Source organism: Cyclobacterium lianum (assembly GCF_900143075.1).
Classification (GTDB): Bacteria; Bacteroidota; Bacteroidia; order Cytophagales; family Cyclobacteriaceae; genus Cyclobacterium; species Cyclobacterium lianum.
Map to the genome: position 1 here is coordinate 1 of NZ_FRCY01000021.1, position 17,415 is coordinate 17,415.

General features: G+C 47.2%; 7 protein-coding genes and 1 pseudogene. 1 reads left to right on the plus strand and 7 read right to left on the minus strand.

Going from position 1 to position 17,415, the window contains the following annotated elements:
- Positions 1–266: hypothetical protein (locus tag BUB19_RS22125; RefSeq protein WP_218588586.1), on the plus strand; the 266-nt coding region annotated here is incomplete at its 5' end.
- Positions 267–452: 186 nt separating this feature from the next.
- Here the strand turns inward: BUB19_RS22125 and BUB19_RS22130 are convergent.
- The 7 genes and pseudogenes from BUB19_RS22130 to BUB19_RS22160 all read right to left on the minus strand — a co-directional run.
- Positions 453–1,265: pseudogene (locus BUB19_RS22130) on the minus strand (RagB/SusD family nutrient uptake outer membrane protein); the annotation flags it as partial.
- A gap of 39 nt (positions 1,266–1,304) precedes the next feature.
- Positions 1,305–4,514 carry a SusC/RagA family TonB-linked outer membrane protein gene (locus BUB19_RS22135; RefSeq protein ID WP_073097967.1) on the minus strand — a complete coding sequence of 1,070 codons (3,210 nt, stop codon included), beginning with the start codon at positions 4,512–4,514 and terminating at the stop codon, positions 1,305–1,307.
- A gap of 1,146 nt (positions 4,515–5,660) precedes the next feature.
- Positions 5,661–7,988, minus strand: a complete 2,328-nt coding sequence (locus BUB19_RS22140; RefSeq protein WP_073097845.1) for a PSD1 and planctomycete cytochrome C domain-containing protein — start codon at positions 7,986–7,988, stop codon at positions 5,661–5,663.
- Positions 7,989–8,138: 150 nt separating this feature from the next.
- Positions 8,139–9,662, minus strand: a complete 1,524-nt coding sequence (locus tag BUB19_RS22145; protein ID WP_073097847.1) for an arylsulfatase — start codon at positions 9,660–9,662, stop codon at positions 8,139–8,141.
- A 26-nt stretch (positions 9,663–9,688) separates the two neighbouring features.
- Positions 9,689–12,295, minus strand: coding sequence for an alkaline phosphatase D family protein (locus tag BUB19_RS22150; protein WP_073097849.1), 2,607 nt, complete (start codon positions 12,293–12,295; stop codon positions 9,689–9,691).
- 59 nt (positions 12,296–12,354) lie between these two features.
- Positions 12,355–13,989: a RagB/SusD family nutrient uptake outer membrane protein gene (locus tag BUB19_RS22155; protein ID WP_073097851.1), complete on the minus strand. Its 1,635-nt coding sequence runs from the start codon at positions 13,987–13,989 to the stop codon at positions 12,355–12,357.
- A 32-nt stretch (positions 13,990–14,021) separates the two neighbouring features.
- Entirely contained in the window at positions 14,022–17,402 is a 3,381-nt protein-coding gene (locus BUB19_RS22160; protein WP_245802926.1) for a SusC/RagA family TonB-linked outer membrane protein, read from the minus strand.
- Positions 17,403–17,415 lie beyond the last annotated feature (13 nt).

Consider the following 17,415-nt stretch of genomic DNA (forward strand, 5'->3'; position numbering starts at 1 on the left):
CCGGTATAGCTGCTACTGAGCAGATTGAAAAGAAAAGTAGGTCTAGGAAAAAGAAACGGAAATTGACGTACAAATACAACTGGAAAAATGCTTTTCTACAACTCAGAAAAAGGATTGTGGAGTTGTTCAGCCGGGAAAGTGTGGAAAAAATACTGGAAATCCTGGTCAACAAGATAGCCCGAAAGCAGGTAGCGGTAAAGAAGGGAAGGAAATTTTCTAGAAAGGGTCTGGGAAAATCGGCAAGGACCAACCAATACTATAAATAGCAAAAAAGGGAAGGAAAGAGAAGAAAATACAACATATCGCACCAAAAATTGACACCTGCTTCAGGAGTAAGGAAGGCTATGCCTAAAACCTAATAAAAAGTCCAAAACTAGCAGTTGAAAATCAAAATTTTTCAATTTTGAAACCAAAATAAAAAACAAAAAAGCTTAACTTAATAGCATTGCATCGTGAAGGTCTCCGTAAGTAGGGAATAAATTGATGAGGTTTGGGTTTGCATTGGCATACTCTATAACCTCAGCTGATTTTTGTGCAGCCATCTGGTAGTACTCGTTGCCCAAACTCAACGGAAACCCCGCCATGGTCAGGTACACCTTTGCCAATTGACTTTTTACAGCTGCTTGTGATACCCTACCGCTCACATCCATCCAGGGAAGGCCCGCAGCCTCTGCCGCTTTCAAATCGTCCACGATTACCTGATATACTGCTTCCTGAGGCGAGGGCGAAGGTCTGAAGTTTTCAGAAGCTGCCGTTTGAGGGTCGGTGATCAATGGTATATTCCCCCAAAGCCGAACGGCATAAAAATAGGCCCATGCTCTCAGGAATCTGGCCTCACCAAGAATTTTCGTTTTTTGAGCTTCGTCCATCGGCGTAATTGCAGGTACTTTATCCAAGACCATGTTGGCCTGTGCGATTACCTTGTACAAGCCGTTCCACCAATTGATAATATGACCCGTTCTACCATCATAAATCAAACCATACAGGTTGTTCAAATCGGAATTCTGGGCTGTCTCCGTAGTAGAGGTTCCGGTAGGAGCCTCCAGAAGTTGCCAATTAGAAGAAAATATCCCCGCCCCGTCACCAATAAATCTAGTATCCGCATAAACTGCTGCAAGGGCCGCCTCAGCATGGTCAGGAATGGTATAAAAGCTTTCCGGTGTAAGGTTAGAAGGATCTTCTTCACTCAGAAAATCCTGACAGCCCGTCAAAACAGCTATCGCAATAACGCTTATGCTTACAGGGGTCCAAATTATATTGCTAATTATTTTTTTCATTTCTCGATTCATTAAATAACTCAAAATTTACAAAGCGACTTGAATACCAAGTAAATAGGTAGTCGGCTTGGGATAGCTATGCCAGTTCATTCCCTGAGAAAACACGTTGCTGCCATCCCCTCCCCTTATCGGGGTCACTTCAGGATCGCCAATAATTTCATCTCCTGTAACCAGAAAGAAATTTTGAGTGGAAGTATACACCCGGAGCCTGCTCAACCGCAGCCTGTTTGCTACCTCTACAGGAAATGTGTAGCCTAAAAGAAGATTGCGTCCTCTTAAAAACGACGCATCTTTAACCCATCGGGAATCCACATTTGTCACGTAACCAGCCCGTGTATCCCTGATTTCTGCTATCATGGAATTCTGATTGTCCGGAGTCCAGGCATCCAGCACCGTGCGGTAACTATTTGCCAGTGCTTGCCGGTCTTCACTCGGATGTAAGTTCATGTCCAGAAGATCATTTCCATACATGTACTGAAGATCCACTGCCAAATCCCAATTTCTGAAGCGAATATTGTTGGTTAGCGCACCCCAAAATTTGGGATTCCCGTTACCTATAATCATGCGATCAGAATCGTTTATGGCCTTATCTCCATTTACATCGAGATATTTGATATCCCCAGGGAGAATGGTCAATCCATTTCTATAACTGACAAACTCTGCTGCCTCACTTCTTTCGGATTCATTCCAGGTTCCCAGCCGCACCAAACCCCAGAAAGAACCCACCGGCTCGCCAATCCGGATAATATTTGTCTGATTGGTAAAGTTTGGTCCGCCGACACCGAAAATATCCGCGGGTGTGGCTAATGACAATACTTTATTGCGGTTTGCAGAAAAGTTAAAACTACTGTTCCAGGAAAAATCGGCCTTTTCTACAATTACTCCATTTAGTGTAAGTTCAACGCCTTTATTCTCCATGGAGCCGACATTTCTTCTAATAGTTGCGTAACCACTGGTCCTTGGAACGGGAGAATCCAACAACATGTCTGTCGTTTTTCTGTAATAGTAGTCAAACTCCAGAGTAAGCCTGTTTTGAAACAAGCCAAGTTCTAAACCGATATCGCTCTGAGCAGTCTTTTCCCACCTTAGGTCGGGATTGGCGAGTCGGTTAATACCTGTACCTCCAACCTGGGTCTCATTCCAAATGGCGGAATAATTTGAGCTCAAAAGTGACAGGGAGGAGTAGGGTGGAATCTCTGAGTTACCCGTCAGCCCATAGCTGGTCCTCAATTTCAAATTTGAGATAAGGGTATTCCCTTGTAAAAATCCTTCCTCGGATAGTCTCCAGGCCAGGGCAGCAGAGGGGAAAATCGCATATTTGTTATTCTCACCAAATTTGGAGGCTCCATCGGCTCTTCCGGTAGCTGTAAACAAATATTTGTCGTCAAGAATATAGTTTATCCTTGCGAAAAAAGAATTTAAAGCATGCCGAGATGCATTCGATCCGACACGTGGAAGCTGTGATCCGGCTCCAAGGTTGTTATAGGTAAAGAAATCTGTTGCAAAATTCTGAATACTTGCACTCATGCTGGAGTAAGTGTTTTCCTGCCAGGAAATACCCAATAATCCGGTGAATGCATGTCTTTCTGCGAATACTTTATTATAGGTAAGGTAATTTTCCAGGGACCAGAAAGTGTCCCTGTTTAAACTTTTGGATGCCGTTCCGGATTGGGCAATGGCCAGGGTACGCGTGCTGGATTGGTTATTTTCCTGGGTGAAGATATTCACCCCCAAAACGGTCCGCATTTCCAGGCCTTCGGCAAATTTGATATTCGAGTACGCACTCCCCAACGTCGTTTGGGTATTCAGGATATACTTTCTACCGTACAAACGGTGCATGGAACTCATTGTGCCTTCGGCAAAAGGATAATCTCTGTTGTTGGCAAAGGTACCATCCTCGTACCTTACAGGTAAAAATGGAAAATCCTCCACAATTTGCCTTGGTACTGCATCGCTGACATCTACCAGGTTTTCCGATTGGTTATTGTAACTGAGTGTACCGCCAACATTTAACCAGGGTTTCACCTGATCATCGATGGTAAATCGGGTGGAATAACGGGTGAGGTATGACGTTTTTAACAAACCCTCATCATCCCGATATCCCAATGATAAGGAATACCGTGTTCGTTCGTTACCTCCTGTAAATCCTAGTTGATGGTTTTGGGATAATTTATTCTGGGTGGTTTCATTAAGCCAGTTGGTGTCAAACAAGGGATTGCCCTGACTATCAAAAATTCGTGGATCAGTTCGTCTCAGTGCAGGATTCAGATAGGCCCATCTCCCCGCGTTCCAGCCTTCCGGATCATATTTTTCCATATTCCGCCAGGCAAGTTCTTCTACAGCCAAATATTCGGCCGCGTTCAAAACTTCAGGTCTGTTCGGGCCAATTGTATTGACGCTGAAATCCACATTATAGGTCAGCGTTCCTTCACCTGATTTGCCTTTTTTGGTAGTAATCAAGATGACTCCATTTGCACCCCTGGATCCATATATTGCAGTAGAAGATGCATCCTTCAATACTTCCACGGAGACGATGTCGTTTGGGTTGATGTAATCAATCGCATTACTTGCCTGATCCTGGTTACTCATGGGCAATTGGACTCCGTCGACGACATATAAAGGATTATTGGAAGAGTTGATGGAACTAAATCCCCGAATTCGTACGTTGGTTCGGCCACCTGGCCGACCTGAATTAACGTTAACCTGAACACCTGCCACTCTACCAGCCAGGGCCTGGTTAAGTGATGGAGAGGGCCGTTCATTCAGCTCAGCTTCTCCAACTGAACCTACAGATCCGGTCAAATCAGACTTCTTCTGCGTGCCATAACCGATGACGACGACTTCCTCCAGGGCAGAAGAATCCTGATTCATCCGAATGGTAAGATTGGTTTGATTGCCTGCGATTATGGTTTGGGTCTGGTAACCGATAAAAGAGATTACCAGCGTAGACTCTTCGGGCACGGTGATAGAAAATTTGCCGTCAAGATCCGTGACTGTTCCGCGGGTAGTTCCCTGTACAGAAACAGTAGCGCCGGGAAGGGGCTCTCCGTTTTCGTCGAGAACCGTACCGGAAATGGTTACATCCGCTTCTTGCTTGACTGCGCCAAAATCGGATTTGGAATTTGTTCTCGCCTGACCGGGCTGACTGAGCGTTAGGCTAGCCACCAGTAAGATCGACAGTGCAAATTCCGCCTTTTCGCGAAATTTTATTACTGCCTTTAGTAATTTATTATACATTAGGTTTTTGTCTTTTAGATTAATGGGCTGGCGTGAGACAGACTGCTTCTCCTTACATTTACTGTCCCGGGAAAAAATGGAAAACAGCAACTCTTTTTTTGAAACCAGTAGTCACGCCGCAAATGGTAAACATCACCCTTACGGGCAACCAAGGAACGTAATCCCCTTGTACATGGAGCAACCAGCGACACCAAACCATGCGATTTGACCAGGAATCCGGCATACCCGCATGAATGGGACGCTCTGGGAAGATGTAGCAAGAGTCAGGAGCTGTTTTCTAAATTCATAGCAGTGTTGGGTTTACTGTATTGCAAAAATTTACGATCTGATTTCGATCAGACCTGGACTATTCAAAAAGCTGAACATCTTTAAACGATCCCATCCCAATTTGAGCCCCGATTCCATGGGAAAAAAACCGGAGATGAGCAATAACCAGGAAATGCAATCTAAAGATTCAGACCTTACCACTCGTTACTTCTGAACGAATACCGTTTCAAATTCAGTAAAATCAGATCACGCCAGTTACTGAGTTCAACCGAATCCTGCGTGAATTCCAGCAAGGTTCCTAAATCAGAAAATAGGAATGGTTGCAGGATATTTCCAACTAAAAAAGTATTTTAATGAGGTTATAGCTTCGCTCCGATGACCAATTCAGGCAAGTTTGACTAAATCAAGGCAGGTTTGGACACCAAAACGGAAATCACAATGGTTTTGGGCTACGCCGGAAATCCCTAAAAAACAATATCTTTTTCCAGTTCCTGTAACCTGAAATAATCGTATACAACATCAATTCAAATACAAATTTAATAATCCAATTTAAAACAAAATCAAAATATATCCTACCAAAAACATCTTAAAATAATTAATAATTTGACACCATTAAAAAGTCATTTATTTGCCATTCAAATCATGCGTGGATATTTTGTGAAATCGACCGGCACTGCAATTAATATCTACAACATTTCCAATGCATTTCAAATATTTCGCCGGACCTCAAGTGATAACACTAAATTTTTAATCATACCAATCGCACATGCCAATCCAGGGGTGTACTGAAGTACTTTTTCTGAATATCAATATCTTACGTTTTAACTACGGTATCAGATCGGGCTTTTGCCAGCCAGTTGTCGAAAATGCGGCGCCTCCTCAGGTCTTTGTAACCGCCTCTTCCAGATTATACAGCGCCACAATTACCTGCATTAGAGCAGCCGATGCTGCAGTTTTCTGCGTTTCCGGCAAGGGAGAGGCCCCGATATCCACCACTTTCTGCGCAGCCGCGGGCTGGTCTGTAAAACGACCGAGTTCCTCCTCATAATAGGTAAGCATCATTTCCTTTTCCCCCGGTTTAGGCAATCGGGCCAATATTCTGAGAAAGGCCTCCTCTATAGCCAATTCCGGATTTTCATGTGCTTTGTTCAAACTTTCTGCCAGCACCCTGGATGCCTCCAGCACCAGCGGGTCGTTTAGCATGACCAGGGCCTGAAGAGGCGTGTTGGTTCGGTTTCTGCCCACCTGGCATATGTCACGGTTACTTCCGTCAAAAATCAGCAATGAGGGTGGCGGCAAAGTTAGTTTGATAAAGGTATAGATCCCCCGCCGGTACAGTTTGTCGCCTTTGTCCTGCCGGTAAACGTTCAATTCTCCCCGTCCTGAGCTGGATGCCTCCCACAAACCGGCGGGCTGGTAGGGCTTCACGCTCGGGCCTCCGATATCGGGAACCAAAAGACCACTGCTGGAAAGTACAAAATCCCGGATAAGCTCGGCATGGAGGCGCAGTCGGGGAAATCGCGCCAGGTATACATTTTCCGCATCCTTTTCCTGATGGTCGGGTTTCAGCTCAGCGGACTGCCGGTAGGTAGCCGAGCTGACGATTAACCGTATCAGGCGTTTGATGTCCCAGCCATTTTCCCGGAAATCCACAGCCAGCCAGTCCAGTAGCTCAGGATGCGTGGGTAATTTTCCCTGCATGCCAAAGTCACCCGCCGAGGGCACCAATCCCTTGCCAAATATCTCCTGCCAAATCAGATTGACAAATACCCTGGCGGTAAGCGGGTGGTCATCCTGAAGGGCCCATTGCACCAGACCCAATCTATTTGCCGGCAGCTGGGGGTCAAAGGACCTGATCGCTGCAGGGGTCCCTGCCTTCAAGCGCTCACCGGTAGGTGCATCATAGAGGCCCCGGTCCAATACATAGGTAGGCCGGACTGAATCCTGCAGATCCTGCATGATGGATACAGCCACCCTGCTCGTATCGGGATGATTGACAAAATCCAGAATGCCTCTGGTGTCTGCTTCCTCTACCCAGATCAACGGGGTCTTTGCCCTTACTGCTGATCCTGCTCCTCCCTCAAATCCCTTTTCGGGAGTATTGTTGAAAAATGCATAGAGGTTGAAATAATCCTTTTGAGAAATGGGATCGTACTTGTGATCATGGCATTGGGCACATTCCATTGTGATCCCTAACGTGACCTTACTGAAGGTGTTGGTTTTGTCCAGCACATATTCCACCCGGTATTCTTCATCAATGACGCCTTCTTCTTCGGTGATCTTGTGGTTTCTATTAAAAGCCGTGGCGAGTAGTTGTTCCTTATTTGGGTTGGGCAGCAGGTCGCCAGCGAATTGCCAGGTAAGAAACTGGTCATAAGGCATGTTCTTGTTAAAAGCGTGTATTACCCAGTCCCGATAGGGCCACTGAGTCCGGATGTTGTCATTCTGGTAGCCAAAGGAATCCGCATATCTGGCGATATCCAGCCAAAGCAGGGCCATACGCTCCCCGAACGCAGGCTTTTCCAGATAATGGTCTATCATCTCCTCCCAGGTCCTGCCGTTGTTTAAAAAGTCTTTTACCTCAGCGATTTCAGGAGGTAGCCCTGTAAGGTCCAGACTCAGCCGTTTCAACAAGTAGGATTTTTCTGCTTCCTGATTGGGGCTTAGTCCGTTTTCCTTCATTTTTGCCAATACAAATGCGTCAATAGGGTTTTCTGACCATCCCCTGCGGTCAACAGCAGGCAATTTGCTTTTCTCAGGAGGAATAAACGCCCAGTGTTTCTCATACACTGCCCCCTGATCGATCCATTTTTTGATCAGTTTTTTTTCGTGTTCAGAAATCTTAAGGTTGGATTCCGCCGGGGGCATCATTTGCGCCGGATCAGTGGAAAAGATCCGCTGTATCAATTGGGATTCCGCTGGTTTCCCGGGGACTACAGCGTGTGTACCGGGGTTTTCCTGCAGTGCGGCATAGGCACCCTCTTCTGTATCCAGCCGCAACCCGGCCTCTCTTTTATTCGCATCCGGGCCATGGCAGGCAAAACAATTGTCCGATAGAATGGGGCGAATATGAAAATTATAACTTACCTGATCCGGGATTTCAGGACTTTTTAGGTCGCCACTACCGCTACAGGCGTACAATAAAAAAACGGCCATCAAAGGAACTATCAGGCCTGCCAGCAGGACCTGGTATCGTTTTACACGCATGCGATTATTTGGTTATTTACCCGCATAAGGTACCAATTATCTCTTACATTACCAATAGAGCAATGAATTCTAAAGGGGACCCGGAATAAATCCGGGATAATTGGATAAATGGCCTGATTAGGGGAAACCTACTTTCGGGCTTTTCTTAACCTACTCTCCCAGGGCGGAAAACCTCCACCGGGGATTTGCTGCCGGCACATGGGCTTCAGCCACGATTTGCGCTACTTTTCTGATTATTTCGGGATGTTCGGCAGCCAGATCATTGGTTTCCATTGGGTCGTTTTCCAAATCAAAAAGCTGCCATTCAGACGGCTGCTCCTGCATGTTTAACCGCAGCGCCTTCCAATTGCCCATTCTCACGGCCATTTGCCCACCATAGGAAGGAAACTCCCAGTATAAGAATTCATGTTTGTCTTGTTTTTCACCCTTTAACGCGGGAAGGAAACTAATGCCATCAGAATCAAATGGGGCCTCCACTCCAGCTATTTCCGCCAAAGTGGGCATGACATCGTAAAATGCGGATACATGATCAGTAGTGGTGCCTTTATCTATCACCACAGGCCAGGAAGCAATCATGGGCACACGTATGCCGCCCTCGTAAAGATACCCTTTTCCAAAACCCCTTTCTTCCCTGAAAGGCCCGGCACTATTGAACCAGGGAGAATCGGTACCACCGTTAAAGGTGGGGCCATTATCAGAAGTAAAAATAATCAGAGTATTGTCATATACCCCCTGCTCTTTGAGTTGCTGTACCAGTTGTCCTACCTGCTCGTCAAGGTAGCTGACCATCGCTGCGTAGGTAGCTCTTGGATGGCGGGCGGGAAAGTAGGAACGCTCGCCCAGGTAAGGTTCCTCATCTCCGAATTTATCGACATAGTAATCTACCCATTTGGTCGGCACCTGAAGGGGGACGTGTGGAATAGGTGTGGCCCAGTACAGGAAAAAAGGATTGTTTTTCTGATCCGATACAAATGCCGTTATCCGTTCAAACATTTCCCCGGGTGCATAGTCGGTAAGAAAATAATCCGAATAACTTGCTCGTGCATAGGGATCTGCTCCTTCCGGAAGGCGGGTATTGGGAGGGACGGTATCATTATTCAGATACACTCTTCGGTCATTTTCCCAAAGGTGAACCGGATATAAAGTATGGGCCTGACGCTGGCAATTGTAACCGAAAAAATAATCAAATCCCTGTTTGTTGGGCACGCCCTCCGTATGGGGTGCTCCCAAACCCCATTTTCCAACGATAGCCGTAGCATATCCTGCGCCCTGCAGAAGAGAACCCAGTGTAGTGGTTCCCTCCCTGATCGGACGCTGCCCTTCCAGTGTGGAGTCAGCAAGCATGGCCATGAAATCCCAGACATCTCCTCGATCCCCCCATTCGTCATTTCCGCGTACCTGAGCCCTTCCACTGTGCTGTCCCGTCAGCAATACCGCTCTGGATGGTGCGCAAACCGGTGATCCGGCATAATGCTGTGTAAATAGCATCCCGCTTGCGGCAAGCGCATCGATGTGAGGAGTTTCAATCTTTTCCTGTCCGTAACAGCCCAAATCCCCATATCCCAAATCATCCGCCAGAATGTAGATGATGTTGGGTGGGGCCTGCTCTGCCGGCTTTTCTGCAGAGCAGGCGATAGCAAAAAAAGCGAGAAATAAGATTAATCTGAAGGTCATGAAACAACAGTAATTTAGTTTAAGATTTAAGCCCGGCGTGCTACAAATAAGGAAGCTTTTTCCTCATGATCCAAGGCCAAACCGCTAAAAATCTGCGGCACTTCCTCATCTGCCTCCCATACTTTTACCTGGTATTTGCGGTCTTTAAAGATCCTGGGGCGGAAGTTTTTCTCCCTCACCCTAAGTCCATAAACCAGCTCACCGGTCTCTTCATCTATAACCTGGACGACCGGTTTGTTCCATTCCCTCAAATCCAATTCCGGCAGGTAGCCGATACTTGCTTTGGCGTAATTGTCCTGCTGGCTGATGGTCATTGGCCAACCCTCGAACTGGCCATCGGGATTTCTTTCCGGGTCCATGTAGCGTGGCCAGCACTCCATGCTCATGGTTTTCTGAACTTTATCAAAGATAACGATCCCATAGCCTGTAGAACGGTCATGGATCAAGGCCGGCTCCTGACCTGTTTTCTTTGGATTGGCTACTGCATGCACGGTCATTTTATTGCCAAAGCCATCATGAAATTTCCCTGTATAAGCAGGTTTTCCCGGTAGTTCTCCCTGTTTTTGCTCCAATGGTGGCCACCAGCGGCGCGGGAAGAGGTTATTCAATGCCGGACCCGCAAATGCGTATCCTGCGTCTTCAAACTCATCTACCCCATAATGCACTACTGACGCCAGGTGTTGGTCACCCGCCACGTGCAGGGCAAAGCCTTTGCGGATGATTTTCAAGGCTTCGTCTCTTCCCTTCTGGGGCCAGCCATTTGAATCCATGTCAGATGTAGGGGCATCTCCCGGTACATATTCACCCGGGTTGGGTATGGGTAGCCGGGGTACGATACTGTCAATGATACTTCCTTCGGGCAAGGTTGCCACCGTGCAAAAATTGGTTTGCGAAAGGACCGCCTTCATTTCAGCTCCCTTGCTCCAATCGGTAGACCAGTGTTGCAGAAATTCCAGTTGACGCTCTCCCAACAATTGGGCATCGATGTCATAATGCTCCTTAATATCGAATTCAGGATTTTGAATAAAACCGTTCGTTACCATGGCCTCCTCAGGCAAAACATTTTTTGGAGCAGATTTAAATTTACGGTCCTCCAGTATGGCAAAACTCACCCCTCCATACACCCAATCTGTATAGTAAGTGCCTATTCCCTGCTTGACCGGCCTGGGGTCAAATGGGTCAGGCAGGTGGCCAGTCTGGGTCAACTGTACCATATTTACCCACTCGGGTGGCATTTTGTATCCACCCTGATCCTGGGCAACATAGCCCCAACCCTCATTCGTAGGCGCATTTTTACCACCTTCGCCCCAGACATTTCCATGGTAGACATCGTGGTCATCCGGAATAAAGGCGCTGGGAATGTGGCGGAATATCTCCCTGTAGGACCAGCCAAACATGTACCACTTTCTGAGGTAATCCAGGCTTGACTTTTCTAGGGGAGCCGTCTGAATGCCAAATCCTCCCGTACTTTCATAAAACTGATCGCCCAGGAAGACTGCCATATCTGGCTGGTGCTTTAGCGAATGGTTACTGACTTCCTGATCTGGAAAACCATAGTCTGCATTACAGCTAAAAACAGCCATCTTGACCTGTTCCTGCTCGCCTGGCTCCCTAGCGATGGTACCTGTATAGTAATAAGTAGCAATACCTGACTTTAGGGGCAGGTCCAGTTTAATCCTGTAAGGAGTGGCCTGATTGGCTGTCCAGTTTTCCTGCCGGAAGTGTGCCACCCTTCCCAGGGCATCGGGACGGGATTGCTGCAATGTTTCCCAATTTCCGTTTTTCCGGATCTGGAGGCTGAGCTCAAGCCCACTAATGCTGTCTACGGGAGCCAACTGCGCTGCCAGCTTGAGTATACCGCCATGCAGGGTGTACTGAGCAAAGCAGACCGGGCCAAAAGTCTGCGCTTCATCACCGATTATTTTACTGCCAGAGATTTGCCAATCGGAAAATGAGACTGATGGGCTGTCGGAGTCCGCCTCGGGAAAATGGGCCACCAGGGCCAGATTGCCCTCCCATGTGGCTCCTGGCTGGGCATAGGTCAGCATGGCCAGTAGTTTGCCAGTCTGCTGATCTTGGGCCTTCAACTGAAGTTCATGTCCTCTTCCTCCCATTTTTAAGACGATCTCATCGTCCAGCGATAGCTGTTGGCTTCCCGTTTTATCTCCAATAAAAAGGTAGCCGGCACCCGTGATGCCCGCATCGAGTCCCTGACCAAACACCGCTGCAGAGCGGTAGTCGTCAAATTTCCCTTTGGCAGCAAGGCGAAACCCAGCGTAAGCATCTGCCTGCCCTTTTACCGCGGAATTGTGCCATTTCATTTTTACCTGAATATCAAAATCTCCAGTCTCAGGGGCCATCTGGTGGGTAAGGCAATGGAGCGAACGATTCTTGTCCGAAATGACACAAATGGCCCGCCCATCCTGAATTTCCCAGTCCTGAAGCCGGTTTCCCCAATATTCGGGGCCTACCCAGGGCATGTCGGGCCATTCATCCCATTGGCTGGCAAATGCGGCAGAACCCACCTTCCGATTGCGCTTTGGTGCCGGAACAAAGCCAGCCGTGCCTCCCAAAAGTAAATGAGGGGTCACAGATCCCAGGGCAATGGCTTTTACTGCATGTCTTCTTTTCATATCTCTATCATTATTTTTCTATGGTGATTTACCTGCTCAGACAGCAATCCGCTGCGGACTTAATTGGCCAGCTTAGGATTGATATTGGTTTCTGATTCCGGAATCGGCCAATGGTAGTCTGAGGCTCTGAAATTTTTCGTCGTGACATACCACCTGGATTGTGGGTCCAGCTTGATCGAGGTAGTGGGGTACCTTTCGGAATCGGGGAATGGCGCGCCCCAAAAATCACCGGTCAATACCTCCTCACCTATTTCCCAACGGAATATGTCCCACAATCGGGTACCTTCAAATGCCAGTTCAATTCGCCGCTCCCTTCTTAGAATTTCCCGAAGCGCATCCGGGTTAGTTTCCGTAACAGGGGGTAAACCAACCGATTCCCTACCCCTCACCAGGTTGATCGTTTGATCCAGCAAATCCTGCGTGATGGGATTACCCGCTTCCAGTTCGGCCTCCAGGTAACTGAGTAAAACTTCTGCGTATCGAATAATTGGTATATTTCCACCGTAGTCATTCCTCAAGTTACCATTAAATGACTCGTCGAAATATTTCCTGATTCCAAAGCCGGTACGGGTAGCCTGTTTGGAGTACGTCAGCTGGTCAACGGATTGTGTCGAATCCGGGTGACATACATATCGTCTCCCCTGGAAAGTAGACTCGTTCCAGATGAATGTATCTCTGAAACGCTGGTCTCTGTTGGCTCCCATATCTTCCTGGATAAATTTTGGATCCTCATAGGAGAAGGGTGTCCCATCGTCAAACCCATACTCCTCTGCCAGGCTGCCCAGAGGGTTGATGATGTGCCAGCCACTGGAAGCAGCGGGGAAAGCATGCTGCGGCATGGCATTGGGTGCCAGCCCGGAAACAAATTGAACACTGAAAATATTCTCCCTGCTGTCTTCATTTTCGGTAGTGAACAGGGGACCGTACTCCGGATCAATGATATTGTCTCCGTAGTCAATGATCTGTTTGTATACGGCAGATGCTTCGTCGAATCTCTTTTCGGAAAGGTATAACCTGCCCAAAAAAGCAAGAGCGGCCTGTTTGCTTGCCCTGCCTGTTTCCGAAGCCGGAATATCAGCAAATCTGGGCAAACCCGCTACAGCTTCCTCCAATTCCTGTATGGTGAAATCCACGATCGTCGCTTTACTGGATTTTTCAACATTATTGGCCTCATCAGGGGTAAGGGTATTGGTGACCAGAGGTACATCGCCCCAAAACTGAGACAGGTAAAAATATTGGGTTGCTCTTAAGAATCTGGCCTCACTTTTCATACGTTCACGTCTTTCCCCGGGCATATTGACATTGTCTATATTCTCCAGAAAATCGTTGGTAATCGCAATTCTTCTGTAGGAACCCTGCCAGTATCCATTCACTACATTGTTATTGGGAAGTAAGGTACCGTCTGTAAGTCGGTTATAGGTGGAATTATCGCCTCTCCTGTCATAGGCATTGTCGGTGGCAAATTCCAAAAAAACTATTCCACAATAGGTCCACCAATCAGAGGGAACCACCTGGGTTCCATAATTGATATTGCCCCTATACATGCCCGTCAATGCGATAAGGGCATTTGATTCCGAGGTCCAGAAGGTTCCGCTCGCAAAGGCATCGGTGGGAAATTGCTCCAGTTTATCATCACAGGAAATGCCCGAAACCAACAAGAGCACAACTAACAATGGCTTATATATCGTTTTCATAGGTTCTGTTCTTAATATTTTTATTCATTTACTTAAAATCTGGCATTTACACCCAGGGTATAGGTAGCCAGGATTGGATAATAGGCGCCGCCGGTATTGATCTCGGGATCCCAGCCTTCTACGTAGGAAGTGAAAGAGAGCACATTCTCCCCGCTCAGATAAATTCTCAGGTTCTGAAGCCGGATCCGCTCAAGAACTGCTGGTGGCAGTGTATACCCCAACTGAAGGTTTTTTACCCTGAGGTAGGACGCATTGGTCACCCAGAAGTCGGAAAGCACTGTATTCGGAGTCCCGCTGTTGGTAATGACTTCGAGCCGGGGATAGGCAGGATATCGTTCCGGACTTTGGGGATCAAACCGGCCGTTCATTTGCCATTCCTGAATATTGCCTAAATTAAAAAAGGCCCATCCGGCATAGTTATTCAAAAATCCGCTTACGCCGGCAACACCCTGCAGAAACACGGAAACATCAAATCCTTTGTATCTGGATCCAAAATTTAGTCCGTAAGTATATTTGGGAATTCTGCTGCCCAGAAAAGTTCTGTCGTAGGTAGGGTCGACCCTGCCATCCGGAACCCCATCCGGGCCGCTGATATCCTTATATCGGATATCCCCAGGCTGGGGATTGGGGGTTATTGCTGCTTGATTTGGCCAGGAGCCGATTTCTTCCTCGTTGATAAATACGCCATCTGATTCATAGCCATAGTACATTTCCATGGGAAAGCCTAAAAACAGGGAGGATCCGTTACCGACCATTCCATTGGGTTGCTCTACATTGCCCAGTCCCAGGGTGACGACCTCATTATTGATGATGGAAAAATTTCCTGAGATATTGTATTGAAATTGATCAATTTGATCCCTGTATCCAAAGTCAAACTCCCAGCCCCTGTTTCTCGCGGCACCTGTGTTGACTTCTCCAATACCTACTCCCAGGATCGAAGAAACGCTTGCGGTAGGTTGAAACAAAATGTCGGTGGTATTGCGGTTAAAATAGGTAAAGTTAAAGGACAATTTACCCTCGAGAAAACTCGTTTCAGCTCCAAAATCGAGCGTTTCAGTAGATTCCCAGCGAATGTTGGCATCCCGGTAGTCTGAGTAGGCTGCGCCGGTGGAAATACTGCCCCCGAAAGGATAATTTCTGCCGGAATTAAGCACCGTTTGGTAGGGGTAATTGCCAATATTCTGGTTTCCCAAAACTCCCCAGGATGCTTTCAATTTGAGGTCTGAAAGCCAGGTCCAGTCTTCCAGCAATACCTCGTCTGAAAGTCTCCATCCCAATGCCATGGATGGAAATAAAGCGTATTTGTTGTTTTCAGGAAATCTGGAGGAGCCGTCGTATCTTAATGTAGTCTCAAACAGATATTTTTCATCATGGTTGAACTTCACTCTGGTAATGAGCGATTGGATGGCCCATTGTTCGTCAAAACCACCTACTCTCTGGTTATCTGCCCCTCCCATATCTATCACGGTATAATCATTGCTGGGGAAGTCCTGCCGGTAGCCATTGAAATAGGTATTGATCTGATTTTCGAAGGTATAACCCAATAAAAAATCCAGGTTGTTCTTATTAAAACTTTTCGAGTACTCTCCGATAAGCTGGGCGGTTTTGAAAATCTCTTTGTTACTGAATTGGTTCAGGTAAGATTGAGCATGAAAAACGTCATCGTTGAGTCTCTGGGATGCGAGGTAGGAGCGTTGTTCCAGCAAAAATGAGTTGTAGCCACCGATCGCTGAGAAAACAAGCCCCTCTACCGGCGTCCAGTCTAGTTTCATATTGATCCCGGTTCTGGTCCTGGGATTGGTCAGGTACGAATCGGACTGCAACCAGGATACCGGTGTACCGCCACTTTCCGGCCCGATGCCAAAATCACCATTTGAAGCCTGTCCCAGGTAAACCGCCGGGTAGCGGATAGCATTCTGAATGAGCTGATCACTGAGTTCGCCGCCCTTATTGGCCGTGGCCTGTGGTTCATTGCGCTCTTCTATGGAGCCAAACAGGCGTGTGGTCAATTTAAAATGTTCACCCAACTTATTTTCAAGATTTAGTCTCAGATTATACCGGTCATACTTGTTCTTTGGCACGATACCTTCCTGACTCAATATTCCGGCAGAAAGAAAGTACTTGTTATTTTCATCACCTCCATTCAGGGTAAGGGTATGGCCGGTCTGTACCCCATCACCTGCAAACACATGGTCCAAAAACCGGGTATTGGGATAATTGTCCGGATCGGATTGCGAACGGTAGTTGGCGATGTCCTCTTCGGTATAACTGTTGCTTCCTGAAGCGATATTGTACATGGCAGCATAATCCCACGAATCCACAAATTGTGGCAATTGGGTAGGCCGGTTAACGCCGACATAGCCATTGTAGCTCACTGTCATTTTCTTGGCCGAACCATTTTTGGTGGTTACCAGAATAACTCCGTTTGCAGCCCTGGCTCCATAGATGGCCGCCGAAGATGCATCTTTCAGCACCGAAATGGACTGCACATCATCCGGGTTTATATCGTTCATGTTGCCAGGTATACCATCTATCAGGATCAACGCACTGGGAGTGGCACCAAAGGAGCCTACCCCCCTTACCCTGATATTGCCGCCGCTTTGCCCAGGCCTGCCGGATCGCTGAATCACGGTCACCCCAGGCATTTGCCCTGTAATGGCCTGAGACAATTGTTGTACAGGACGATTTTCGATATTCTCAGAGGTGATCTGTGATACCGAACCGATGACATTCACTTTTTTCTGAGTACCGTAGCCCACCACCACTACTTCTTCCAAAGAAGACTGGTCTTCCCTCAACGTAACGGTAAGGTTCGTTTGGTTAGCTACAGTAATTCGCTGGGGCTCATATCCAATAAAGGAAAAAAGCAATACAGCACCTTCTGCAGCCTCTATTGTAAAATTGCCGTCTATATCGGTAGCGGTACCGGTAGAGGTCCCCTCTACCAGCACGGTGGCTCCGGGTATGGGGCTTCCATCCTGATCTACCACCTTACCGCTAATCTCTACAAAATCGAAAGCAATAGTGATTTCATCCTGGGGTTCGGAATCATTGCTGCCGCCCACATAAATCGCATTATTGACCTGTCTGAATTTTAATCGGGAAGATTGGGCTACCTGTATAAGGATATCATTGACCGACTGGCGGCCGGTTTTCAGTACTAGCGGATCCCTGCCGGAAAGCAAATCATCCGGAAAAACAAACACATATTGTGTTTTGGATTCCAGTGCTTCAAAAACTTCCTTCAGGCTCCATTCCTTGTTGGCCAGCCGTAGAAATGTTTCGTCGATGGGTTTGATCTGGGCTTTGGAATCATTTGCCAGCAGGGTAGTCATAAAGATACACTGCAATATACAGCCGTATAACAGGTTTTTCGATACCATCTTGATTAGGTATAGTATTTTTCTTTTCATAATTTTAGGTGTT

Coding starts and splice junctions, on each gene's coding strand:
- BUB19_RS22160 (WP_245802926.1), bottom strand. CDS start 17,402: ATGAAAAGAAAAATACTATACCTAATCAAGATGGTATCGAAAAACCTG.
- BUB19_RS22150 (WP_073097849.1), bottom strand. CDS start 12,295: ATGAAAAGAAGACATGCAGTAAAAGCCATTGCCCTGGGATCTGTGACC.
- BUB19_RS22155 (WP_073097851.1), bottom strand. CDS start 13,989: ATGAAAACGATATATAAGCCATTGTTAGTTGTGCTCTTGTTGGTTTCG.
- BUB19_RS22140 (WP_073097845.1), bottom strand. CDS start 7,988: ATGCGTGTAAAACGATACCAGGTCCTGCTGGCAGGCCTGATAGTTCCT.
- BUB19_RS22135 (WP_073097967.1), bottom strand. CDS start 4,514: ATGTATAATAAATTACTAAAGGCAGTAATAAAATTTCGCGAAAAGGCG.
- BUB19_RS22145 (WP_073097847.1), bottom strand. CDS start 9,662: ATGACCTTCAGATTAATCTTATTTCTCGCTTTTTTTGCTATCGCCTGC.